Raw genomic sequence first — 22,025 nt, forward strand, 5'->3', positions numbered from 1 at the left:
CGTACAAGGTACTGGAGGGCCCTGTGACACCGAACACGGGTACGGCAGGCCGGCGACCCGGCGCGTACTAGGGTCGTCGCCATGGCCGATACCCCGCTTGACCTGACGCTGGACGCCGCGCTGCTGACCGCGAGGCTCGTCGACATCCCCTCGGAGAGCGGCACCGAGAAGACCCTCGCGGACGCCATCGAGACCGCCCTGCGCGCCCTGCCGCACCTCACGGTCGACCGGCACGGCAACAACGTCGTGGCCCGCACGAACCTCGGCCGCAGGGAACGCGTCGTCCTCGCCGGGCACATCGACACCGTCCCCATCGCCGGCAACGTGCCCTCGCGCCTCGACGACGACGGCTACCTGTGGGGCTGCGGCACCTGCGACATGAAGTCCGGGGTCGCGGTCCAGCTCCGCATCGCGGCCACCGTCCCCGAGCCCAACCGCGACCTCACCTTCGTCTTCTACGACAACGAGGAGGTCGCCGCCCACCTCAACGGCCTCGGCCATGTCGTCGAGGCCCACCCGGACTGGCTGGAGGGCGACTTCGCGGTCCTGCTCGAACCGACCGACGGCCAGGTCGAGGGCGGCTGCCAGGGCACCCTGCGGATGCTCCTGCGGTTCACGGGGGAGCGGGCGCACTCCGCGCGCGCCTGGATGGGCTCCAACGCGATCCACGCCTCCGCGCGCGTGCTCGCCAAGCTCGCCGCCTACGAGCCGCGCAAGCCGTTCGTCGACGGCCTCCAGTACCACGAGGGCCTCAACGCCGTCCGGATCGAGGGCGGCGTCGCCACCAACGTCATCCCCGACGCCTGCACGGTCACCGTCAACTTCCGCTACGCGCCCGACCGCAGCGAGGAGGAGGCGGAGGCGTTCGTCCGCGCGTACTTCGCCGACTGCGGCGTCGACGAGTTCGTCGTCGACGACCACACCGGCGGTGCCCGCCCCGGCCTCAACCACCCCTCGGCCGCCGCCTTCGTGGCCGCCGTCGGCGGCGAGGTCCACCCCAAGTACGGCTGGACCGACGTCGCCCGCTTCACCCGGCTCGGCGTGCCCGCGGTGAACTACAGCCCCGGCAACCCGCTGCTCGCCCACAAGGTCGACGAACGGGTCAGGGCCGACCTCATCCCGGTGGCGGAGGAACGCCTGCGCGCGTGGCTCACCGCGTAGCGGACATGCCTACGTCCCCCCTCTGTAACCGACGTGGATCTACGCTGAAGCGGAACGATCGCTAGTGGAGGGAGCGCACATGGCTACCGGGAACCCCGAGGGCAAGAAGGTGCCGCCGGAAGAGCAGCGCCTGGGACCGGTCCTCCGACGGCGGGACCAGGTCACCGCCAGTACCACCGACCAGCGGCTCCTCGACGCGGGCGGCCCCTCCGACTGGGTCCACACCGACCCCTGGAGGGTGCTGCGCATCCAGTCCGAGTTCATCGAGGGCTTCGGCACGCTCGCCGAACTCCCGCCCGCGATCAGCGTCTTCGGCTCGGCCCGCACCCCGGCTGACTCCCCGGAGTACGCGGCCGGAGTGGCGCTCGGGCGGGGTCTGGTCGAAGCGGGCTTCGCGGTGATCACGGGCGGCGGCCCCGGCGCGATGGAGGCCGCCAACAAGGGCGCCTGCGAGGCCAAGGGCATCTCCGTCGGCCTCGGCATCGAACTGCCCTTCGAGCAGGGGCTCAACCAGTACGTCGACATCGGGCTCAACTTCCGGTACTTCTTCGTCCGCAAGATGATGTTCGTGAAGTACGCGCAGGGCTTCGTGGTCCTGCCCGGCGGGCTCGGCACCCTCGACGAACTCTTCGAGGCCCTGACCCTCGTCCAGACGCAGAAGGTCACCCGCTTCCCCATCGTCCTGTTCGGCACGGAGTACTGGGGCGGCCTCGTCGACTGGCTCAAGAACACCCTCATCGCCCAGGGCAAGGCCTCCGAGAAGGACCTGCTCCTCTTCCACCTCACCGACGACATCGACGAGGCGGTGGCCCTGGTCTCGAAGGAGGCGGGCCGCTGACCCGGGGCACTTCGAGCGCCGGAGGGGCCGGGTTCCTCCAGCCCTTCCGGCGTCTCACCCCGAGGGGAACCGCTACGCCAGCCCTCGGCGGGCGACCGCCGGGGCCCGGTGCCCCGCGATGGACGCGACCATGTCGAGGACCTGCCGCGTCTCGGCGACCTCATGGACCCGGTACACCTGCGCCCCCAGCCACGCGGACACCGCCGTCGTCGCCAGCGTCCCCACCACCCGCTCCTTGACCGGCCGGTCCAGCGTCTCCCCGACGAAGTCCTTGTTGGACAGGGACACCAGCACCGGCCACCCCGTCTCCACCATCTCCCCGAGCCGCCGCGTCGCCTCAAGACTGTGCCGCGTGTTCTTCCCGAAGTCGTGCCCCGGATCGATCAGCACGGACTCGCGCGGCACCCCGAGGGCCACGGCCCGCTCGGCCAGCCCCACCGTCACCCGCAGGATGTCGGCCATGACGTCGTCGTAGCCCACCCGGTGCGGCCGGGTACGCGGCTCCGCCCCGCCCGCGTGCGTGCACACCAGCCCCACGCCGTACCGCCCGGCGACCTCCGCGAGCCCGGGATCGACCCCGCCCCACGCGTCGTTGAGCACATCGGCCCCCGCCTCGCAGACGGCCTCGCCCACCGAGGCCCGCCAGGTGTCCACGCTGATGATCACGTCCGGGAACCGCCGCCTGACCTCCGCCACGAAGCCGACGGTGCGCCGCGCCTCCTCCTCGGCGGACACCTCCTCGCCGGGACCGGCCTTCACCCCGCCGATGTCGATGATCTCGGCACCCTCGGCCACCGCCTGCTCCACCCGGGCGAGGGCGGGCTCGTCGCGGAAGGTCGCGCCCTGGTCGTAGAAGGAGTCCGGTGTCCGGTTCACGATCGCCATGACCACCGGCTCGTGCGCCCCGAATTCCCGCCTGCCCAGCCTGAGCATCCGCTGTGCCCTCCCGTAGTCCGACCTGGGTACGGCCGGTTCGTCGGCCGCCTGAGACCCTAACTGCCAGACTCGCATGGCACGATCGGACTCCGGCACTTTCGACTCCGGCACATCCGACTCCGACACATGGGGAACCTCAGCGATGGTTATGTTCTTGTTCCTGGTCGTCGCCCTCGCCGTGGTGGTCGCCGCGGTGACGCTCGCCGTGGTCGGCGGCGGTGACACCGGCCCGCTGCCCGAGGCCGCGCCGGAACGCCTCCAGGACCCGCTGCCGTACGACCGTCCGGTCAGCCGCGCCGACGTCGACGCGCTGCGCTTCCCGCTCGCCGCCCGCGGCTACCGCATGGCCGAGGTGGACGACGCGCTGAGCCGTCTGGCCGCCGAGCTCGCGGAGCGCGACGCGCGGATCACCGACCTGGAGTCGGCGCTCGCGGGCGCCGGGGCGCAGAGCGCGGGCCAGGGCGCCGGCCCCGTCTCCCACGGCTCCCACGTTTCCCACGTCTCCATGGACAAGCCCGCCCAGGACGAGCAGTGAGCGACGGCGCGGCCCTCGCCGGCCCCGACGGCCTGCTGCGCTGCCCGTGGGCGCTGTCCACCGAGGACTACGTCGCCTACCACGACGACGAGTGGGGCCGCCCGGTCCACGGCGACGACGCCCTGTTCGAACGGCTCAGCCTGGAGGCCTTCCAGTCCGGCCTCTCCTGGATCACGATCCTGCGCCGCCGCGAGGGCTTCCGCGCCGCCTTCGCGGGCTTCGGGATCGCCGCGGTGGCCGCCTTCACGGAGGAGGACCGCGACCGGCTCCTCGCCGACGAGGGCATCATCCGCAACCGCGCCAAGGTCGACGCGACGATGGCCAACGCGCGCGTGCTGGCCGACTGGGCGCCGGGTGCGCTCGACGAGCTCATCTGGTCCCACGCCCCGAAGCCGGCCCCGGCGCCCAGGACCCTGGGCGACGTCCCGGCCATCACCCCCGAGTCGACGGCCCTGTCCAAGGCGCTGAAGAAGCGGGGCCTGCGGTTCGTCGGCCCCACGACGGCGTACGCCCTGATGCAGGCGTGCGGCCTGGTCGACGACCACCTCGCCGCCTGCACGGCCCGCCAGGGCTAGCGGGCGGCGCGCCCGGGGCCGTTCAGCGGCCCAGGTACGTGGGCTTCTCCTTGTTCACGAAGGCCCGCACGGCGATCGTGTGGTCCTCGGAGGCCCCGGCCCGGGTCTGGAGCTCGTCCTCCTTCTCCAGGGTCTCGGCCAGGGAGTGCGAGAACCCGTAGGCGACGGCCTCCTTGAGCGCCGCGTACGCCACGGTCGGCCCCTCGGCCAGCGCGCGCGCCACCTTCTCGGCCTCCGCGCGCAGCTCGCCCGCCGGCACCAGACGGTTCGCGATGCCCAGCTCGTAGGCGTCCTGCGCGGAGATGTTGCGCGGGAAGAGCAGCAGGTCGGCGGCGCGGCCGGGCCCGACGACCCGGGGCAGGGTGAAGGAGATGCCGGAGTCGGCGGTCAGTCCCACGCCCGCGAACGACGTGTTGAACGCGGCCGTCTCCGCCACCACGCGGTAGTCCGCGGCCAGCGCGAAGCCGAACCCGGCACCGGCGGCGACCCCGTTCACCCCGGCCACCACGGGCTTCGGCATGGAGGTCAGCGCCCGGACGATCGGGTTGTAGTGCTCCTTGACCGTGCTCATGACCTGGCCCGAGCCCTCGACCAGCAGCCCGATGTGCTCCTTGAGGTCCTGGCCCACGCAGAAGGCCCGCTCCCCGGCGGCGGTCAGCAGCACCGCCCGTACCGTCTCGTCGGCCGCCGCGCTCTCGACCGCCTCGCGCAGGGCGACCTTCGCCGCGACGTTCAGCGCGTTCATCGCCTCGGGGCGGTTGAGCGTGATCGTCGCGAGTCCGTCGGTCACTTCGTAGAGCACGGTGTCGGCCATGGAGCATCCCCTCATGCGTCGTTGCGGGTCCGTAGGACAGCATGACGGAGATCAACCGGAACGGGCGTGTGACCTGCGTCAAAGAATCCGCGGCCGAAAGCGGCGCGCGAACGGGCGCGCGACGGCGCAGTATCGCAGTCACATCGCCGAATTGGGTGGTTTTGCTCGCGCGCGTTGCCCAAGCGATGCCGACTGATGTTGGTCATCGGGTCCTGAGATGCGGGATAATGGCTTGGAAGCAATGTGTTCGATGCCGGTGTCGCGTGTCCCGCACTCCTTTAGTGGGTCCCGCGTGCCCTCCCAGGGGCCGTCGGCTTTGACGATGAGCTGGTTTCAGGAAGGGGAACGAGCATGGCGGCCATGAAGCCGCGGACGGGCGATGGCCCGCTCGAGGTGACCAAGGAGGGGCGGGGCATTGTCATGCGCGTTCCGCTCGAAGGCGGCGGTCGGCTCGTCGTCGAGCTGACCCCTGACGAGGCCGACGCGCTCGGTGACGCCCTCAAGAAGGTCGTCGGCTGACGCGGAAGCGACCATACCCCTTCGACGACCCCGGCACCGCAGGCGGTGCCGGGGTCGTCGTCTGTCCGCTCGCACTCGGGGGTCGCTCGTGCTCAGGCTGTGCGTGTGCTCAGAGGGTGCTCTTGCTCAGAGGGTGCGTGCCGTCCGGCGGGTCAGCGCTTGACCGCGCACAGCAGGCCGTCGCCCACCGGAAGCAGGGACGGCACCAGGTCCTGGCTCTCGCGCACCGCCCGCAGCAGCTCGCGCAGCCGCAGTACTTCGGTGGGCTGCGGACCGGAGTCCACCGTCCGCCCGTGCGCGAAGACCCCCTCGAAAACCACCAGCCCACCCGGGCGGAGCAGACGCAACGATTCAGCGAGGTAGTCCATGACCTCCTGCCGGTCGCCGTCGCAGAAGACGAGGTCGTAGCCCGCGTCGGCGAGGCGGGGCAGCACGTCCAGGGCGCGGCCGGGGATGAACCGGGCCCGGTTGCTGGCGAAGCCGGAGGCACGGAAGGCCTGGCGGGCGAACTGCTGGTGCTCGGGCTCCGGGTCGACGGTCGTCAGCACCCCGTCCGGGCGCATGCCGTGCAGCAGATGGATACCGGAGACGCCGGTGCCGGTGCCGATCTCGGCGACCGCCTTCGCGTCCACCGAGGCCGCCAGCAACCGCAGCGCCGCACCCGCGCCGGGCGACACCGAGCGCAGCCCTGCGTCACGGGCCCGGTCACGGGCCCAGTGCAGCGCTTCGTCCTCGGCGACATAGGCGTCGGCGAACGCCCAGCTCGTCTGCCGGTTGCCGGTGATGACCCTCTCCTGTCCCCATGGTTGCCTGGGCGTGACTGTATCCGTTGGGGGTGGGAACCTGCTGATGGGACCGGGCGTTTAGAGGGGTGGAGACGCACCCGGGGGGACACAGTTGGATCACGACGAGAAGCAGGGGCCCGACCAGGAGCTCCGCAGATCAAGTTCTCGTAAAACCGCTTATCCGGAGCTAACGGGCGAGGTGGCTATGGTAGGGGCTCCACTGGACACCACCAGAGCCGACAGGGGAGGTGCGGCTGCGCCTGTGGATCGGGGCGGAGTGCTGAGGCGCTTCCTCGGATCGGCGGGCAGGCCGAAATCCGTGAACGACACCGCTGCTGACCACAGCCACGACGAGCACACCCAGACCGCGACCTTCTCCACCGACGCGGACGGGCAGGCGTGGACGCCTCCGACCTGGGAGGAGATCGTCAGCATGCACAGCGGTCGGGTCTACCGGCTCGCCTACCGCCTCACCGGCAACCAGCATGACGCCGAGGACCTCACGCAGGAGGTCTTCGTCCGCGTCTTCCGCTCCCTGTCGACCTACACGCCGGGCACCTTCGAGGGCTGGCTGCACCGCATCACCACCAACCTGTTCCTGGACATGGTCCGGCGCAAGCAGCGCATCCGCTTCGACGCCCTCGGCGAGGACGCGGCCGAGCGACTGCCCAGCCGCGAGCCCAACCCGCAGCAGGTCTTCAACGACGCCCACTTCGACGCGGACGTCCAGCAGGCCCTCGACACCCTCGCGCCCGAGTTCCGTGCCGCGGTCGTCCTGTGCGACATCGAAGGACTGTCGTACGAGGAGATCGCCGCGACCCTCGGGGTCAAGCTCGGCACCGTGCGTTCCCGTATCCACCGCGGCCGTTCCCAGCTGCGCAAGGCCCTCGCGCACCGTTCCCCGGAGGCCAGGGCCGAGCGCCGCTCCTTCGTGGCCCGTGTCCCCGCGCTGGGGGGAGGGGGCGCGACCGCGTGAGTGGATCACGGCCCGAACCCGCCGAAGGGCATCTTGCGGAACAGCATCTGGGAGACCGACTCGCCGCGCTGGTCGACGGTGAGCTCGGTCATGACTCGCGCGAGCGCGTCCTCGCCCACCTGGCCACCTGTGCCCGGTGCCGGTCCGAGGCCGATGCCCAGCGCCGACTGAAGAACGTCTTCGCGGAGGCGGCACCCCCGCCGCCCTCGGAGAGTTTCCTGGCCCGCCTCCAGGGGCTGCCCGGAGGAGATGGCACGGACGACGGCGGCTCGCCGTTCGGGGGAGGGTTCGACGGATTCGCCGGACGCCCCGGTGTCTTCGGCGTGACGCGCGAGGACCCCTTCGCGTTCGACTACGTCCCGGCCCGTCCGCGCGGTTCCGTCCTGCCGGCCGCCGCCCGGGACGGCTTCCGCATACACGACGTCAGCCGTCCCGAGACCGACCGCTCCGCCTCCCGCGGCATGCGCTTCGGCCTGGTCGCCGCCGGCGCGGTGTCACTGGCCGCGATCGCCCTGGGCGGCGTCACCACCGGCACCCCCGTCGACACGGACGCCCGCGGCGGCACCGGTGGCAGCAACGTGACCCCGGCGCGCAGCCAGGGCTCGGGTGCCTCGACGCCCGAGAGCCAGCGGCGCCGTGCCGTGGGCCCGCTCCTCGCGGCCGGTCAGTCCCGGCTCGACGACGCCGCGGTCGCCCCGACCGAGGCGTCCGCCCCGCTGCTGCCCGGCGTACCCGCGCAGGACGCGCAGCCCACGCTGACCACCCCGGTGGTCGCCGGCGCGGCGGTGATGTCCCCTCTGATACGTCCGCTCAGCGCCACCCCGGTCCTGAGCCTGACCTCGTGGTCCACCGGCTCGTCCCTCACCTCCCCCGGCCTTCTCGCCGCACCCGTCCCCGACCCTGCCTCGTCCCCCTCCGCCTCCTCCGGCACCACCCGCTGACCAGCCACTGCGCGCCGGCCCCCGAACCTGGTTGAATCCTGGGAAGAGCCATGCCGCGGCGCCGACGCGACGTGCGCGACAGGTGTAGCTGAACGGGGCCCGCCCGCTGCGACGGGCCCTGACGGTGGGGAGAACATGAACGAGGGGAAGCCCACGAAGGCGAAGTGGTGGCACCGGGGCTCCGAGGGCCCGTCGGAGGGGGACTACGAACTGAGGCACCCTCAGGACCCGGCAGGACCCGACGGCGACTTCCGGCTCCGGGCGCCGCAGGGCGCGGAGCAGCCACCGGCGGTGCCTGCCGCGCCGGACGGGGCGGCGGACGACATCCATGGGACGCCCCAGGCCGGGCCGACGGCCCGGGCGACGGCTCCGGCGGACGTGGACGCGGGCGTCGAGGACGACCGTCCCCGGCCCCTGCACGACCCCGACCCCTACAGCACCCCGCCCTACGGCGAACCCGGCCCCTGGGCCCCGGCCCCGCCCGTCCAGCACCCGGTGACGACCCCGGCCCACGGCACCCCGCACCCGGCCCCGACCGCGCACCAGGCTCCGGCCGCGCACCCGGCCCCGGTCCCGCACCCGGCCCCCGCGTCTGCCGCGCACCCGGCCCCCGAGCCCGCCGCGCACCCCGCGCCCGCCCCGACCCCGTCCCCGGCGGCCACCGGCACCCACGGCCACAACCCCTGGCAGAACTACGACCCCTGGGCCCCCGTCCCCATTCCTGTGCCGCTCCAGCAGAACGGCGCCGCCGTCCCCGGCCGGGAGCAGCGGCGCGGCCGGGCCAGGAAGGCGCTGGTGGGCGCCGCCGTGCTGCTCGCGCTCGTCTCGGGCGGCGTCGGCGGGGTCGTCGGGGCGTATCTGGAGCGCAACGGCGGGATCGGCGAGGTGGAGCTGCCCCAGGCGGCGGCGGAGCCCGCCGGACGGGCACCGGACAGCGTGGCCGGGATCGCCGCGCGGGCGCTGCCCAGCGTCGTCACCCTCCATGTCACCGGCACCGAGGAGTCCGGCACCGGCACCGGGTTCGTGCTCGACGACCGGGGGCACATCCTCACCAACAACCACGTCGTGGAACCCGCGGGCGCGGACGGCGAGATATCGGTGACCTTCCACAGCGGGGACACCGCCAAGGCCACCGTCGTCGGCCGGGACAGCGGCTACGACCTCGCCGTGGTGAAGGTCAGCGGGGTCACCGGCCTCAAGCCCATGACCCTCGGCAACTCCGACAGCGTCCAGGTCGGTGACCCGGTCGTCGCCATCGGCGCGCCCTACGACCTCGAAGGCACGGTCACCTCCGGCATCATCAGCGCCAAGGAGCGGCCCATCACCGCCGGCGGCGAGAGCGGTGACGGCAGCGACGTGTCCTACGTCGACGCGCTCCAGACCGACGCGCCCATCAACCCCGGCAACTCGGGCGGCCCGCTGCTCGACGCCAAGGCCCGGGTCATCGGCATCAACTCCGCGATCCGCTCGGCGGACAGCGGCTCCGAGGACGGGGGCCAGGCCGGCTCCATCGGGCTGGGCTTCGCCATACCGGTCAACCAGGCCAAGCGGGTCGCCGAGGAACTGATCAACACCGGCAAGGCGACCCACCCGGTCATCGGGATCACCCTCGACATGCAGTACAGCGGCGACGGGGCCAGGGTCGGCACCAAGGGCAACGACGGCGGATCCGCGGTCACCCCGGGCGGCCCCGGCGACAAGGCGGGGATCGAGGCGGGCGACGTCATCACCGAGGTCGACGGCCAGCGCGTCCACTCCGGTGAGGAACTCATCGTCAAGACCCGCGCCCACCGCCCCGGTGACCGGCTCGAACTCACCGTCGAACGCGCGGGCAAGGAACTGACCGTGTCGCTGGTGCTCGGCTCCTCCGACGGGAGCTGAGCGCGGGGGCGGGCCGGGGGCGGGCGGGGTGTCCGTGATTGACAGAAACCTCATAGTTCTCCCGCCGCACCCCGTCCCACAAGGCAAACAACCTGGAAAACCGCCCCCGGGCACCCACTCGGGGGCCCCGGGACAGTACCGGTCGTGCGGGATCGCCGGGTACCGTGGAGCCGGCCCGGAATCGCAAGGAGCTTCAGGTGTTCAATGACATAGGACCGCTCGAGCTGGTGACGCTCGTTGTCCTCGCCGTGCTCGTCTTCGGTCCGGACAAGCTCCCGAAGGTCATCCAGGACGTCATGCGGACGGTGCGCAAGATCCGGGAGTTCTCGGAGAGCGCCAAGCACGACATACGGCAGGAGCTGGGACCGGAGTTCAAGGACTTCGAGTTCGAGGACCTCAACCCCAAGACGTTCATCCGCAAGCAGCTGGACAACGACGAGCTGGGGCTCAAGGAGATCCGCAACGGCTTCGACATCAAGAAGGAGATGGCCGAGGTCACGGACGCGGTCCACGGCCGCGACTCCGAGTCGGGTTCCTCGTCGTCCTCGTCGTCCTCGTCGTCGACCTCGGGCGGCCGGATCGACATGACCAAGAAGCCCGACGACGGTCGTGACGACCGTCCGGTCTTCGACGCGGACGCCACCTGAGCGCACCGCCCCCGCACCTCCCGGAGCCGCACGTCAGCGACGTGCGGCTCCGTCGTGCGTGACGCGTTTCATACCGCTCGGGGCCTTTCGGCGGCCTGATCCCGCCTCCGGGACGCCCCATGCGACGGGCGGTTTCCCGGCTGCTCCCGACAGGGTGGCTATGCTGCCGAGTTGTTGTGCGGACCGGACGAGTCGCCCGAAGGGGGGCGGGCCGCTGCGGTCCGACGAGAACGAGGAGGCGTCCGGGCACATGGAGACGACGAGTCAGGCGGTCGCGCAGGCGCCGGCCGCGGAGGGCGGACAGCAGCTGCCCTCCGCCCGGCGCACGGTCGACGGTTACCTGGAGGCGCCCTTCCCGTGGTACGGCCTCGACGAGGCGTTCACGGGGCCGCGGTGGCTGATGCAGGTCGGTACGGCGGCCGACGGCGCCGTCGAGCACGGTTCGATCGGACACGGTGACGAGCCCTCCGTGCGCAACGAGTCCTCGGAGGACAAGGAGAAGTTCGCGGTCGTCGTGACCGTCGCGGCCAACCCGGTGCGGCGCAGCGCCGACGGCACCGGTCTGCTGGAGGCCACCTCGGTCTCCTCGGCCGCCTGGCTCGCGGGCGTGGGGCTGTTGTCCTTCACCTGGCCGGGCCAGATGGACCACTCGCTGCGCGACGACTGGCTGGACCAGCAGACGGAGACCGCCTGGGCGCTCGCCGACGATCTCGACGGCGAGGACTGGTCACGCCTCTCGCTGCCCGTGGACGGCGTCCCCACCTCCTTCCACTACCGTGAGTCCGAGTTCGGCTGGGTCCTCGCCGGCTCCACCGCGGCGGGCGTGCACGTGGGCGCCTACGGCCGCGGCATGAGCGCGTACGGCCTCGGGTTCGCGATGGTCAAGGACATCTCCACCTACGCCTGAGCACGGCGGACACGACGAAGGGGGGCGCCGTCCGGACCGGACGGCGCCCCCCTTCGTCGTGTCCGCCGCTAGAACTTGTTGCGCGGGGTGATGCCCAGGGACATGCCCGACAGTCCGCGCTGGCGGCCTCCCAGCTTGCCCGCGATGCCGCGCAGGGCCGCGCCCGCCGGGGAGTCGGGGTCGGTGAGGACGACCGGACGGCCGTCGTCGCCGCCCTCGCGCAGCCGGACGTCGATCGGGATGGAGCCGAGGACCGGGACGGTGGCGCCGGTCGTGCGGGTCAGGCCGTCGGCGACCGTCTGCCCGCCGCCGGTGCCGAAGACGTCGACCATCTCGTCGCAGTGCGGACAGGGCAGCCCGGCCATGTTCTCGACGACGCCGACGATCTTCTGGTGGGTCTGCACGGCGATGGAACCGGCGCGCTCGGCGACCTCGGCGGCGGCCTGCTGCGGGGTCGTCACGACGAGGATCTCGGCGTTCGGGACCAGCTGGGCCACGGAGATCGCGATGTCACCGGTGCCCGGCGGCAGGTCGAGCAGCAGGACGTCCAGGTCGCCCCAGTACACGTCGGCCAGGAACTGCTGGAGCGCGCGGTGCAGCATCGGGCCGCGCCACACCACGGGCGCGTTGCCCGGCGTGAACATGCCGATGGAGATGACCTTCACGCCGTTCGCGGACGGCGGCATGATCATGTTCTCGACCTGGGTGGGACGGCCCTCGGCGCCCAGCATGCGGGGCACGGAGTGGCCGTAGATGTCGGCGTCGACCACGCCCACCTTGAGGCCGTCGGCGGCCATCGCCGCCGCGAGGTTCACGGTGACGGAGGACTTGCCGACGCCGCCCTTGCCGGAGGCGACCGCGTACACCCGGGTCAGCGAGCCCGGCTTGGCGAAGGGCACCTCGCGCTCGGTCTGGCCGCCGCGCAGGGCGTTCGCCAGCTCCTTGCGCTGCTCGTCGCTCATGACGTCGAGGGTGACGTCGACGCGCGTGACGCCCTCGACCGCGGCGACCGCGTCGGTCACGCGCTGCGTGATCGTCTCGCGCATCGGGCAGCCGGAGACCGTCAGATAGACGGTGACCGCGACCGCACCGTCCGCGCCGATCTCCACCGACTTGACCATCCCGAGTTCCGTGATGGGGCGGTTGATCTCGGGGTCGTTCACCGTCGCCAGTGCCTCGCGCACCGCGTCTTCGCTAGCCATGGCAACGATGGTACGGGGCCCTTCGGAAGGCGTGACCAGTCCTCACCGGTCTTCTACGTCACGTCCCGGCGACCGATCCGCCGGGAATACGACCTGCCCGTCCAGGTCCTTCAGCAGATCCTGGAGCTCGGAGCGGATCCAGTCCCGGGTGGCGACCTCGCCGAGGCCGATCCGCAGTGCGGCGATCTCCCGGGTCAGGTACTCGGTGTCGGCGATGGACCGCTCGTTCTGCTTGCGGTCCTGCTCCAGGTTGACCCGGTCCCGGTCGTCCTGTCTGTTCTGCGCGAGCAGGATCAGCGGGGCCGCGTAGGAGGCCTGGAGGGACAGGGCGAGGGTCAGGAAGATGAAGGGGTACTCGTCGAACTTCAGGGCGCCGGGCACCGCGATGTTCCACAGCACCCACACGATGATGACGACCGTCATCCAGACGATGAACCGGCCCGTGCCCAGGAAGCGCGCGATGCGTTCCGACAGCCGCCCGAAGGCCTCCGGGTCCCACTCCGGCAGCAGCCGCCGCCGGGGCGGACGCGGCTGGTCCAGGCGGGTGCGGGGACGCGTGGCGGCGCTGGCCCCGGCGGGGGTGCGCTCGCGTTCAGGAGCCATGGGCGGGCGTCCCCTCGTCCAGATGGAACTCCGTCTCCCGCCAGTCCTCCGGGAGCATGTGGTCGAGCACGTCGTCCACGGTGACCGCGCCCAGCAGCGCCCCCACGTCGTCGACGACCGGCGCCGCGACCATGTCGTACGTCGCGAAGAACCCGGCGACGACCGGCAGCGCGTCGTCCGGGTCCAGGGGCTGCAGATCGTCGTCGATGATCGCGCTGACCAGCGTGTACGGCGGGTCGCGCAGCAGCCGCTGGAAGTGGACCGTGCCCAGGTATTTGCCGGTCGGCGTCTCGTCCGGCGGGCGGCAGACGTAGACCTGGGCGGCGAGCGCGGGGGACAGGTCGGCGTTGCGGACGCGGGCGAGCGCGTCGGCGACGGTCGCGTCGGGGCGCAGGATGATCGGCTCGGTCGTCATCAGACCGCCCGCGGTGTGCTCCTCGTACTGCATCAGGCGCCGCATGTCGGCCGCGTCGTCGGGCTCCATCAGGCTCAGCAGGCGCTCCTGGTCGTCCTCCGGCAGCTCGGACAGCAGGTCGGCCGCGTCGTCCGGGTCCATGGCCTCCAGGACGTCGGCGGCCCGCTCCTCCTTGAGCTTGCCGAGGATCTCGATCTGGTCGTCCTCGGGGAGCTCTTCGAGGACGTCGGCGAGCCGGTCGTCGTCGAGGGCGGCGGCGACCTCGGCGCGCCGCTTGGGGGAGAGGTGGTGCAGCACGTTGGCGAGGTCGGCGGGGCGCAGCTGCTCGAAGGTGGCGAGGAGGCTCTCGGCGCCCTGCCCGTGCTCCTCCAGCGAGAACCCGGTGACGGCGGACCAGTCGACGGTCAGCGTCTCGCCCCTGGCCCGCCGGAACGCGCCGCCCTTCCTGCCCTTGCGGACGAAGACCCGGTCGACCTCCCAGTCGCGGCGGGCGGGCAGCTGCTGCACGGACACGTCCAGGACGGTGACCTCCTCGCCGGTCTCGGCGAGGGTGAGGCGCCGGTCCAGCAGCTCACCGAAGACCAGCCGCTCGGTGGGCCGCTGCTCGAAGCGGCGGACGTTGAGCACCCCGGTCGTGATGACCTGGCCCGACTCGATGCTGGTCACCCGGGTCATCGGCAGGAAGATGCGGCGCCGTGTGGACAGTTCGACGACCAGCCCGAGCACCCGGGGCGGCTTGCGCCCGACGCGCAGCATGACGACGAGGTCGCGGACCCGGCCCACCTGGTCGCCGTTCGGGTCGAAGACGGCGACACCGGCGAGGTGCGAGACGAAGATCCTGGGGGCGCCCGCTGCCATCCTCGCGCCTCCTTCGTGGGTGAATTGCCGGGTTCAGGCTAGCCCGTCCCGATGCGGTACGCCCTGGTGAAGGGTCCGGACGGTCTGGCTCCGCCTGCCGTCCGGCACCCCGGTACTCTGCGGTACGCCGCTCAAGGACCCCCGTCGAAAGGCGCCCCACCTGTGACCGCGATTCACCAGGGCCGCACCACCCGTCGCACCGGACTGAGGGGCGCGGTCTGCGTCCTGGTCCTGACGGGAACGGCGCTGACGGGGTGCAGCAGCGACCCCGACGAGGGCACCAACGGCATCGGCAAGCTGTCGGCGGACCAGATCCAGGCGAAGACCAAGACGGCGGCCAAGGCGGCGGACACGGTACGGCTGTCCGGGTCCGTGGTGACCAGCGGACGCACCTACAAGCTCGACATGCGGCTCAGCGACGACGGCGGCACCGGCTCGGTGACCTCCGAAGGCGCCACCTTCCGGCTCCTGCGGGTCGGCGACCAGCTCTACCTGAAGGCGGACGCCGAGTTCTGGACCCACGAGGACGGCAAGGGCGACGACGGCGACACGGACGTGGCCGCCGCCGACAAGCTGGAGGGCAAGTTCGTCAAGGTCCCCCGGCGGGACCCCTCGTACACCAAGTTCAGCGGCTTCACCGAGAAGGACGTCCTGCTCGACGGGCTGCTCGGCCTGCACGGTGAACTGGGCACCGACGGCTACCACGAGCAGTCCGGCACCCGCACCTTCCGCATCACCGGCGACGACGGCTCCGGCGGCACCCTCGACGTCTCCCTGGAGGGCACGCCGTATCCGCTGCGCCTGGAACGCGCGGGCGGCGCGGGCACGTTGACCTTCTCCGGCTGGGGCACCTCCTTCGAGCTGAAGGAGCCCTCGAAGGACGAGACGGTCGACTACGGCAAGCAGCTGCCCACGTCGTGACGGCCGGCTAGCCGCGCCGGCGCTTCCCCCGCAGCAGCTTCGGCAGAGCCGCCGGGATCGGGCGGCGGGTCGTCGCGGGTGTCGGCACGGGGGCCTCGGCGAGCGAACCCTCGGGCAGCGGGGCCGTGGCGCCGGTCGGCTCCAGCCGCAGCACCCGGCACTCCCGCGCCCAGCGCTCCGTCATCGCCTCACCGTCGGGCGCGTTGAGCCGCTTGCCCTTCAGCTCGGCGACGGCCGCCTCCCACGCCTCGGACCGGGCCGGCGGCTCGACGACCTTCGCGGACCAGGACACCAGCCGACCGCCCTTGTCCTTGCTGCGGACCGTCACCTCGGCCGTGCCGCCGTCCGTCAGCCCCGGCAGCGGCTGCTCGCCCGGCCCGTCACCGATCAGGCAGACCCCGCCCTCGTGCCAGACGTGCCACAGGGCCCGCGCCGGGTGTCCGGGCCCCGCGACCCAGATCAGCCCGGACTTCTTCGTGGCCTCCTCGACGAGGGCCTGGTCGAGCAGCTCGGTTGTCATGGGCCCAGACTATCCAGGGCGGTTCAGAGCCATCCGTTGCGCTTGAGGGAGCGGTGGATGCCCAGGCAGATGACACCGGTGATCATCATGATCACCGGGTAGCCGAACTTCCAGTGCGTCTCGGGCATGTAGTCGAAGTTCATGCCGTACACCCCGCACACCATCGTCGGGACGGCGATGATCGCGGCCCACGAGGTGATCTTGCGCATGTCCTCGTTCTGCGCCACGGACGCCTGGGCGAGGTTGGCCTGGAGGATCGAGTTGAGCAGTTCGTCGAAGCCGAGGACCTGCTCCTGGACGCGGGCGAGGTGGTCGGCGACGTCCCGGAAGTACTTCTGGATGTCCGGGTCGATCAGCCGCATCGGCCGCTCGCTCAGCAGCTGCATGGGCCGCAGCAGCGGCGACACCGCCCGCTTGAACTCCAGCACCTCACGCTTGAGCTGGTAGATCCGGCCCGCGTCCGTGCCGCGCGGGCTGCCCTTGCGGCCCGGCGAGAAGACCTCGGTCTCCACCTCGTCGATGTCGTCCTGCACGGCGTCCGCGACCGCGATGTAGCCGTCCACGACATGGTCGGCGATAGCGTGCAGCACCGCCGAGGGGCCCTTGGCCAGCAGCTCGGGGTCGTCCTGGAGGCGGTGGCGCAGGGCGCGCAGGGAGCCCTGGCCGCCGTGCCGGACGGTGATGAAGAAGTCCCGGCCGGTGAAGCACATGACCTCGCCGGTCTCGACGATCTCGCTGTTCGCGGTCAGTTCGTCGTGCTCGACGTAGTGGATGGTCTTGAAGACGGTGAACAGGGAGTCGTCGTAGCGCTCCAGCTTGGGGCGCTGGTGGGCCTGGACGGCGTCCTCCACGGCGAGCGGGTGCAGCCCGAACTCGCCCGCGATACCGGAGAATTCGGCCTCGGTCGGCTCGTGCAGCCCGATCCAGACGAAGCCTCCGTCACGGCGCACCTGGCGCATCGCCTCGTGCGGCGTCAGCGGCTTGGGCGTCTCGACGCGGGCCCCGTCGCGGTAGACGGCGCAGTCGACGACGGCCGAGGGCGTACCGGGGTCACGCGTGGTGTCGTAGGCGCCGGTGTCCCCGCGCAGGCCCTTGCGCAGGGAGGGGCGGGACGGGCGGACGGCGGCACGCAGGTCGCGGATCATCGACATGGCGGGCTCCTTCGCGACAGGCAACGAAAGACCGCTTCAACGGGTGGAACTGCCCGGAATGAGGACGTCCTGGCTGCGGGATGTTTGGCACGTCCACAAAGCGGGGAGCACCGCACCATTGCGGTGGCGGACTGCTTCGCTGCTGATACGGATCGAACAGATCAGGCAAGGCGAGACGAGTGCTCTTCCGATGAAGACGCGAGCGTGAGAGGACGGCGGTCAGCCGGAACCGGATCAGCTACATCAGTGGGCGGAAGAGCGAGTGGTACTGCACGGTCGACTTCGATCCATGACAGCCCCACCTCCTCCGGCCGGTCCCTCGTAAGGGACGGTCCAATCCCCGTAGGGGAGTTCCACCGCGTCGGGACTTGATGCGCGACGCTTCTGCGTGCTGCCCCGACGACCGGGCAAGAGTATCAGCCGACTGAAGTGTCAAGGCGCTGCTTTGCCCGGTACTGACGAGTTCTATGCTCGCGACATGGCTGATGTTCTTCCTCTGGTCGAGGCCCGGTTGCGCTCCGCGCTGGGCGAGCCGGACGCCCGCGCCGCCGTCACCTTCCTCGGCACGGACCGCATCGAGGTGCTCCGCTTCCAGGAGGGCGACATCGTCCGCTACGCCACGCTCGGCATGTCCGCCGGCCCCATGAGCGATCCCACCGCGACGCTCGCCGACCCGGTCGAGGGGCCCCGCGCCGAACTGGTCCTCTCGGTCCGCGCGGGCCTCGCCGACACCGACAAGGTGCTGCGCCCGCTGGCCGTGCTCGCCGCGTCCCCGCAGGTCGAGGGCGTGATCGTGGCCCCGGGTGCCTCGCTGGACGTGGGGGAGCCGCTGTGGCCCGGGGCCCCGTTCACCTCCGTCCTGGTGGCCGAGCCGGGCGGCCTGGTCGAGGATCTGGAGCTCGACGCGCCCAGGGACCCCGTCCGCTTCCTGCCGCTGCTGCCCATGACGCCGAACGAGGCCGCCTGGAAGCGCGTCCACGGTGCTCAGGCCCTCCAGGAGCGCTGGCTCACCGGCGGGACCGACCTGCGCGACCCCGCCCGGAGGTCCGTAGCGCTCGACTGAGCGCCGGAGTGAGCAAGGTCACCAAGTGGTCGCCGGGACAGGTCAGTTGGCGCAGCGGCCCTCATGGACCCCTGAGGCGCCCCTCGACCCGGCCTCCGGCGACGCGCTGCGACCGGTTCCGTCCGGACGGGTGATCGTCCTTGACGTGGCGCGGCAGGGGTAGGACCGTGGGGCCCTATGAGGGGCGAACCCAGTTGCCCGAAGTGTGGTGGCCGGGTCAGGGCTCCCGGCCTCTTTGCCGACTCCTGGCAGTGCGATGTGCACGGGACCGTGCATCCGCTGCAGCCCGTGATCCCGCCCAGCGTCGAGGCCCTCGGTGTCGTCGTGCATCGCACGCAGGTCCCGGTGTGGATGCCGTGGCCGCTGCCGGTCGGCTGGCTGTTCACCGGTGTGGGCTGCGCGGGCGACGACCGCAGCGGCGGGCGCGCGACGGCCGTGGCGTGCTCGGGACCCGGTCCGCTGGGCGGCTTCGGTGAGCTGATCCTCGTCGCCGAGGAACTCGGCGTCGGCCTCGGCGCCCGCTACGCCGGCATCGACGGACCCGACCCCGGCTCCCGCATGAGCGTCGAGAAGCCGCCCCAGGCCAAGGTGCTGGCGGCCGGCCGGCCCACCCCGCTGTGGCATGTCGCCGGGGCGCCGGACGACCGGGCCGTGTTCGCCGGGGAGGCGCTCGGACTGTGGCTGTGGGCCATCGTGTGGCCCGAGCAGACGGGGCTGCTGATGTACGACGAGCTGGTGCTGACCGATCTGCGGGACGCGGGCGCCGAGGTGGAGCTGGTGCCCTGCGGGGCGCTGTCGCCGAGACTGTTGAAACCCTAGGTGTTCCTGTAGGGGTCGCTGTGCGGTTTCGGGTGTGACATGAGGGGCGGAAAACCCGGTTATCCTTGACCGTCCCTCCCGTCCCGTCACCGCCTTGGAGTCCGCGTCGTGCGCATCGACCTGCACACCCACTCCACCGCCTCCGACGGCACGGACACCCCGGCCGAGCTGGTCCGCAACGCGGGCGCCGCCGGTCTGGACGTCGTCGCGCTGACCGACCACGACACCACCCGCGGACACGCCGAGGCGATCGCCGCGCTGCCCGAGGGGCTCACGCTGGTCACCGGCGCCGAGCTGTCCTGCCGCCTCGACGGTGTCTCCCTGCACATGCTGGCCTACCTCTTCGACCCCGAGGAGCCCGCCCTGTTCGCCGAGCGGGAGCTCGTGCGCGACGACCGGGTGCCGCGGGCCAAGGGCATGGTCGCCAAGCTGCGGGAGCTGGGGGTGCCGGTGACCTGGGAGCAGGTCGAGCGGATCGCCGGGGGCGGCTCGGTGGGACGGCCCCACGTCGCCACCGCCCTCGTGGAACTGGGCGTCGTCCCGACCGTGAGCGACGCGTTCACGCAGGACTGGCTCGCCGACGGCGGCCGGGCCCATGTCGAGAAGCACGAGACCGACCCCTTCGAGGCGATCCGGCTGGTCAAGGCCGCGGGCGGCGTCACCGTCTTCGCGCACCCCGGGGCCAGCAAGCGCGGGCAGACCGTGCCGGAGTCCGCGATCGCGGACATGGCCGCGGCCGGCCTCGACGGCGTCGAGATCGACCACATGGACCACGACGAGGAGACCCGGGCCCGGCTGCGCGGCCTCGCCGCCGAGCTGGGACTGCTGGTCACGGGCTCCTCCGACTACCACGGCAGCCGCAAGACCGTGAAGCTCGGCGAGTACCGCACCGACCCCGAGGTGTACGGCGAGATCATCCGGCGGGCGACCGGCGCGTTCCCGGTCCCGGGGACCGGCGGGGCCTGAGGTCCCACCTCGCGCCCGTCCGTTCCTCCCTTTTCACCTCGCAAGGCTCACCGTGTTCGACGTCGCCGTCTTCGGCTCTCTCTTCCTGACCCTGTTCGTCATCATGGATCCCCCCGGGATCACCCCGATCTTCCTCGCCCTGACCTCGGGGCGGCCCGCCAAGGTGCAGAAGCGGATGGCCTTCCAGGCCGTGTGCGTGGCGGGCGGTGTCATCACCGTCTTCGGGCTGCTGGGCCACCAGATCCTGGACTACCTGCATGTCTCCGTCCCCGCGCTGATGATCGCGGGCGGGCTGCTGCTCCTGCTGATCGCCCTCGACCTGCTGACCGGCAAGACCGACGAGCCCCAGCAGACCAAGGACGTCAACGTGGCCCTCGTGCCGCTCGGCATGCCGCTGCTGGCGGGCCCCGGCGCGATCGTCTCGGTGATCCTCGCCGTGCAGAAGGCGGACGGCGTCGCCACGCAGGTGTCGGTGTGGACGGCGATCCTCGCCATCCATGTCGTGCTGTGGCTGGTGATGCGGTACTCGCTGCTGATCATCCGGGTCATCAAGGACGGCGGGGTCGTCCTCGTGACGCGGCTCGCGGGCATGATGCTCTCCGCGATCGCCGTGCAGCAGATCATCAACGGCGTCACCCAGGTGGTGAAGGGCGCCTGACGCGCCCCTGGGCGGGCCGGGGACGGCCGCTCTGGATGCCAAAAGGGCCCCGGTCCGAGACCGGGGCCCTGAAGCATGTGGGTTACGAGGCCGTGGTGTCGGCCGGACGGATCCACAGCCGCTGCCCTATGGCGGCGGCCTGCTGAACGATCCGGTTGACGGAGGCGGCGTCCACGACGGTGCTGTCCACGGGCGTACCGTCGACGTCGTCGAGTCGCATGATTTCGAAGCGCACAGGCTTCTCCCTTCGTCTGGTCATCCTCCTGAGGAGAACATCTGCGTACGTACCTATCCAACGGCCTGCGTGTTACGAACATTCCCTACGCTAAAGAAATTTTTCGAACAGCTAACTACTGACCGGTAAGCGACCTCTCGGGCGCTGTCCGGGACTGAACGGGACCGGTTGTGTTCGCAGCGTGACCGCCGGGACAATAGAGGTGATGAACGACGACCTCGCGGCGCTCGCCGCCCGCATCGACCACACCAACCAACTGCTCCAGCGCGTGCTCGCCGAGGTGGCGAAGACCCCCTCGACCCATGCGATCTTCGTCGACGCGGGCTATCTGTACGCCGCCGCGGGCCGGCTGGTCGCCGGCACGGAGGACCGCCGCGCCTTCGAGCTCGACGCCGAGGGGCTCATCGAGGCCCTCATCGACCGGGCCCGCTCGATCTTCGCCGACAGCAGGCTCCTCCGGGTCTACTGGTACGACGGCGCGCGGCGCCGCATCCACACCGCCGAGCAGCAGTCGATCGCCGAACTCCCCGACGTCAAGGTCCGGTTGGGCAACCTCAACGCCAACAACCAGCAGAAGGGCGTCGACTCGCTGATCAGGACCGACCTGGAGTCCCTGGCCCGCCACCGCGCGATCAGCGACGCGGCGCTGCTCGGCGGCGACGAGGACCTGGTGTCGGCCGTCGAGGCGGCGCAGGGGTACGGGGCGCGGGTCCACCTGTGGGGCATCGAGGCGCCCGAGGGCCGCAATCAGGCCGAACCGCTGCTCTGGGAGGTCGACAGCCAGCGCGTCCTCGACCTCGACTTCTTCAAGCCGTACGTCGCCCGCCGCACGGCCGCCGCCTACGAGGCCACGGTCGCCCGGCCCACCCGCGAGGACGTCCGTTTCGTCGGCGCCCAGATCGCCGCGAAGTGGCTCGCGGCGCGGGGCCGGGAGGCGCTGGTGGAACTGCTGCCGGGCCACCCCTACCTGCCCGGGTCCGTCGACCAGGACCTGCTGGTGGAGGCGGAGGGCCTTCTCCAGTACTCCCTGCGCGGCCAGGCGGACCTGCGGCGGGCGCTGCGCGACGGCTTCTGGGAGCACCTCCAGGCGCAGTACTGA

General features: G+C 71.6%; 25 protein-coding genes. 16 read left to right on the top strand and 9 right to left on the bottom strand.

Annotated features, from left to right (window positions below):
• Positions 1-81: 81 nt before the first annotated feature.
• The gene (dapE, locus tag ACIPSE_RS07150; protein ID WP_401658337.1) at positions 82-1,161 is read left to right on the top strand and encodes a succinyl-diaminopimelate desuccinylase; all 1,080 of its coding nucleotides are present in this window, start codon (positions 82-84) and stop codon (positions 1,159-1,161) included.
• Positions 1,162-1,240: 79 nt separating this feature from the next.
• Positions 1,241-1,999: a TIGR00730 family Rossman fold protein gene (locus ACIPSE_RS07155; RefSeq protein ID WP_401658338.1), complete on the top strand. Its 759-nt coding sequence runs from the start codon at positions 1,241-1,243 to the stop codon at positions 1,997-1,999.
• Between the two features lie 72 nt (positions 2,000-2,071).
• On the opposite strand, the gene folP is transcribed toward ACIPSE_RS07155, so the two are convergent.
• Positions 2,072-2,932, bottom strand: a complete 861-nt coding sequence (gene folP, locus ACIPSE_RS07160; RefSeq protein WP_401658340.1) for a dihydropteroate synthase — start codon at positions 2,930-2,932, stop codon at positions 2,072-2,074.
• A gap of 145 nt (positions 2,933-3,077) precedes the next feature.
• Between folP and ACIPSE_RS07165 the strand changes: the two genes are divergently transcribed.
• Both ACIPSE_RS07165 and ACIPSE_RS07170 read left to right on the top strand, forming a co-directional pair.
• On the top strand, positions 3,078-3,470 hold the full coding sequence (locus ACIPSE_RS07165; protein ID WP_401658342.1) for a DivIVA domain-containing protein: 393 nt from the start codon (positions 3,078-3,080) through the stop codon (positions 3,468-3,470).
• Entirely contained in the window at positions 3,467-4,045 is a 579-nt protein-coding gene (locus tag ACIPSE_RS07170) for a DNA-3-methyladenine glycosylase I (protein WP_401658344.1), read from the top strand. The genes ACIPSE_RS07165 and ACIPSE_RS07170 overlap by 4 nt, the downstream gene beginning before the upstream one ends.
• A 22-nt stretch (positions 4,046-4,067) precedes the next feature.
• On the opposite strand, the gene ACIPSE_RS07175 is transcribed toward ACIPSE_RS07170, so the two are convergent.
• Positions 4,068-4,859, bottom strand: coding sequence for an enoyl-CoA hydratase/isomerase family protein (locus ACIPSE_RS07175; RefSeq protein WP_401658346.1), 792 nt, complete (start codon positions 4,857-4,859; stop codon positions 4,068-4,070).
• A 351-nt stretch (positions 4,860-5,210) separates the two neighbouring features.
• Between ACIPSE_RS07175 and ACIPSE_RS07180 the strand changes: the two genes are divergently transcribed.
• Complete coding sequence (locus tag ACIPSE_RS07180) at positions 5,211-5,378, top strand: DUF3117 domain-containing protein (RefSeq protein ID WP_003966491.1); 168 nt, start codon at positions 5,211-5,213, stop codon at positions 5,376-5,378.
• A gap of 152 nt (positions 5,379-5,530) precedes the next feature.
• Here the strand turns inward: ACIPSE_RS07180 and ACIPSE_RS07185 are convergent, their stop codons facing one another.
• On the bottom strand, positions 5,531-6,229 hold the full coding sequence (locus ACIPSE_RS07185; protein ID WP_401659733.1) for an O-methyltransferase: 699 nt from the start codon (positions 6,227-6,229) through the stop codon (positions 5,531-5,533).
• A gap of 211 nt (positions 6,230-6,440) precedes the next feature.
• Here ACIPSE_RS07185 and sigE point away from each other — a divergent pair, with 211 nt between their 5' ends.
• The 5 genes from sigE to ACIPSE_RS07210 all read left to right on the top strand — a co-directional run bounded on the left by sigE (position 6,441) and on the right by ACIPSE_RS07210 (position 11,515).
• Positions 6,441-7,139, top strand: coding sequence for an RNA polymerase sigma factor SigE (gene sigE, locus ACIPSE_RS07190; protein ID WP_401658348.1), 699 nt, complete (start codon positions 6,441-6,443; stop codon positions 7,137-7,139).
• On the top strand, positions 7,136-8,080 hold the full coding sequence (locus tag ACIPSE_RS07195; RefSeq protein ID WP_401658351.1) for an anti-sigma factor family protein: 945 nt from the start codon (positions 7,136-7,138) through the stop codon (positions 8,078-8,080). Before sigE ends, ACIPSE_RS07195 begins: the two co-directional genes overlap by 4 nt.
• 135 nt (positions 8,081-8,215) lie before the next feature.
• Entirely contained in the window at positions 8,216-9,961 is a 1,746-nt protein-coding gene (locus ACIPSE_RS07200) for a trypsin-like peptidase domain-containing protein (RefSeq protein WP_401658354.1), read from the top strand.
• A 197-nt stretch (positions 9,962-10,158) separates the two neighbouring features.
• Positions 10,159-10,608, top strand: coding sequence for a sec-independent translocase (locus ACIPSE_RS07205; RefSeq protein WP_401658356.1), 450 nt, complete (start codon positions 10,159-10,161; stop codon positions 10,606-10,608).
• A 250-nt stretch (positions 10,609-10,858) separates the two neighbouring features.
• Positions 10,859-11,515: a hypothetical protein gene (locus tag ACIPSE_RS07210; RefSeq protein WP_401658359.1), complete on the top strand. Its 657-nt coding sequence runs from the start codon at positions 10,859-10,861 to the stop codon at positions 11,513-11,515.
• Positions 11,516-11,583: 68 nt separating this feature from the next.
• Here the strand turns inward: ACIPSE_RS07210 and ACIPSE_RS07215 are convergent, their stop codons facing one another.
• The 3 genes from ACIPSE_RS07215 to ACIPSE_RS07225 are packed head-to-tail and all read right to left on the bottom strand — an operon-like array spanning position 11,584 to position 14,593.
• Positions 11,584-12,717: an Mrp/NBP35 family ATP-binding protein gene (locus ACIPSE_RS07215; protein ID WP_401658361.1), complete on the bottom strand. Its 1,134-nt coding sequence runs from the start codon at positions 12,715-12,717 to the stop codon at positions 11,584-11,586.
• A gap of 42 nt (positions 12,718-12,759) precedes the next feature.
• On the bottom strand, positions 12,760-13,320 hold the full coding sequence (locus ACIPSE_RS07220) for a DUF1003 domain-containing protein (protein WP_401658364.1): 561 nt from the start codon (positions 13,318-13,320) through the stop codon (positions 12,760-12,762).
• A complete protein-coding gene (locus tag ACIPSE_RS07225; protein ID WP_401658366.1) occupies positions 13,310-14,593 on the bottom strand; it encodes a magnesium transporter MgtE N-terminal domain-containing protein in 1,284 nt (427 codons plus the stop codon). The genes ACIPSE_RS07220 and ACIPSE_RS07225 overlap by 11 nt, the downstream gene beginning before the upstream one ends.
• Before the next feature lie 162 nt (positions 14,594-14,755).
• Here ACIPSE_RS07225 and ACIPSE_RS07230 point away from each other — a divergent pair, with 162 nt between their 5' ends.
• On the top strand, positions 14,756-15,514 hold the full coding sequence (locus ACIPSE_RS07230; RefSeq protein ID WP_401658369.1) for a hypothetical protein: 759 nt from the start codon (positions 14,756-14,758) through the stop codon (positions 15,512-15,514).
• 7 nt (positions 15,515-15,521) lie between these two features.
• Here the strand turns inward: ACIPSE_RS07230 and ACIPSE_RS07235 are convergent, their stop codons facing one another.
• Both ACIPSE_RS07235 and ACIPSE_RS07240 read right to left on the bottom strand, forming a co-directional pair.
• Positions 15,522-16,034: a hypothetical protein gene (locus ACIPSE_RS07235; RefSeq protein ID WP_401658371.1), complete on the bottom strand. Its 513-nt coding sequence runs from the start codon at positions 16,032-16,034 to the stop codon at positions 15,522-15,524.
• Positions 16,035-16,057: 23 nt separating this feature from the next.
• The gene (locus ACIPSE_RS07240; protein WP_401658373.1) at positions 16,058-17,185 is read right to left on the bottom strand and encodes a magnesium and cobalt transport protein CorA; all 1,128 of its coding nucleotides are present in this window, start codon (positions 17,183-17,185) and stop codon (positions 16,058-16,060) included.
• Positions 17,186-17,663: 478 nt separating this feature from the next.
• Here ACIPSE_RS07240 and ACIPSE_RS07245 point away from each other — a divergent pair, with 478 nt between their 5' ends.
• The 4 genes from ACIPSE_RS07245 to ACIPSE_RS07260 all read left to right on the top strand — a co-directional run bounded on the left by ACIPSE_RS07245 (position 17,664) and on the right by ACIPSE_RS07260 (position 20,691).
• The gene (locus tag ACIPSE_RS07245) at positions 17,664-18,248 is read left to right on the top strand and encodes a suppressor of fused domain protein (protein ID WP_401658376.1); all 585 of its coding nucleotides are present in this window, start codon (positions 17,664-17,666) and stop codon (positions 18,246-18,248) included.
• 177 nt (positions 18,249-18,425) lie between these two features.
• The gene (locus ACIPSE_RS07250; RefSeq protein WP_401658379.1) at positions 18,426-19,067 is read left to right on the top strand and encodes a DUF6758 family protein; all 642 of its coding nucleotides are present in this window, start codon (positions 18,426-18,428) and stop codon (positions 19,065-19,067) included.
• Positions 19,068-19,175: 108 nt separating this feature from the next.
• Positions 19,176-20,033, top strand: coding sequence for a PHP domain-containing protein (locus tag ACIPSE_RS07255; RefSeq protein WP_401658382.1), 858 nt, complete (start codon positions 19,176-19,178; stop codon positions 20,031-20,033).
• A gap of 52 nt (positions 20,034-20,085) precedes the next feature.
• Positions 20,086-20,691 (top strand): MarC family protein, encoded by a 606-nt coding sequence (locus tag ACIPSE_RS07260; RefSeq protein ID WP_401658384.1) that lies wholly within the window; start codon positions 20,086-20,088, stop codon positions 20,689-20,691.
• A gap of 82 nt (positions 20,692-20,773) precedes the next feature.
• Here the strand turns inward: ACIPSE_RS07260 and ACIPSE_RS07265 are convergent, their stop codons facing one another.
• Positions 20,774-20,926, bottom strand: coding sequence for a hypothetical protein (locus ACIPSE_RS07265; RefSeq protein WP_020136747.1), 153 nt, complete (start codon positions 20,924-20,926; stop codon positions 20,774-20,776).
• Between the two features lie 205 nt (positions 20,927-21,131).
• Here ACIPSE_RS07265 and ACIPSE_RS07270 point away from each other — a divergent pair, with 205 nt between their 5' ends.
• A complete protein-coding gene (locus ACIPSE_RS07270) occupies positions 21,132-22,025 on the top strand; it encodes an NYN domain-containing protein (RefSeq protein ID WP_401658387.1) in 894 nt (297 codons plus the stop codon).

Source organism: Streptomyces sp. NPDC090106 (genome assembly GCF_044747265.1).
In the GTDB taxonomy this organism is placed as follows: domain Bacteria; phylum Actinomycetota; class Actinomycetes; order Streptomycetales; family Streptomycetaceae; genus Streptomyces.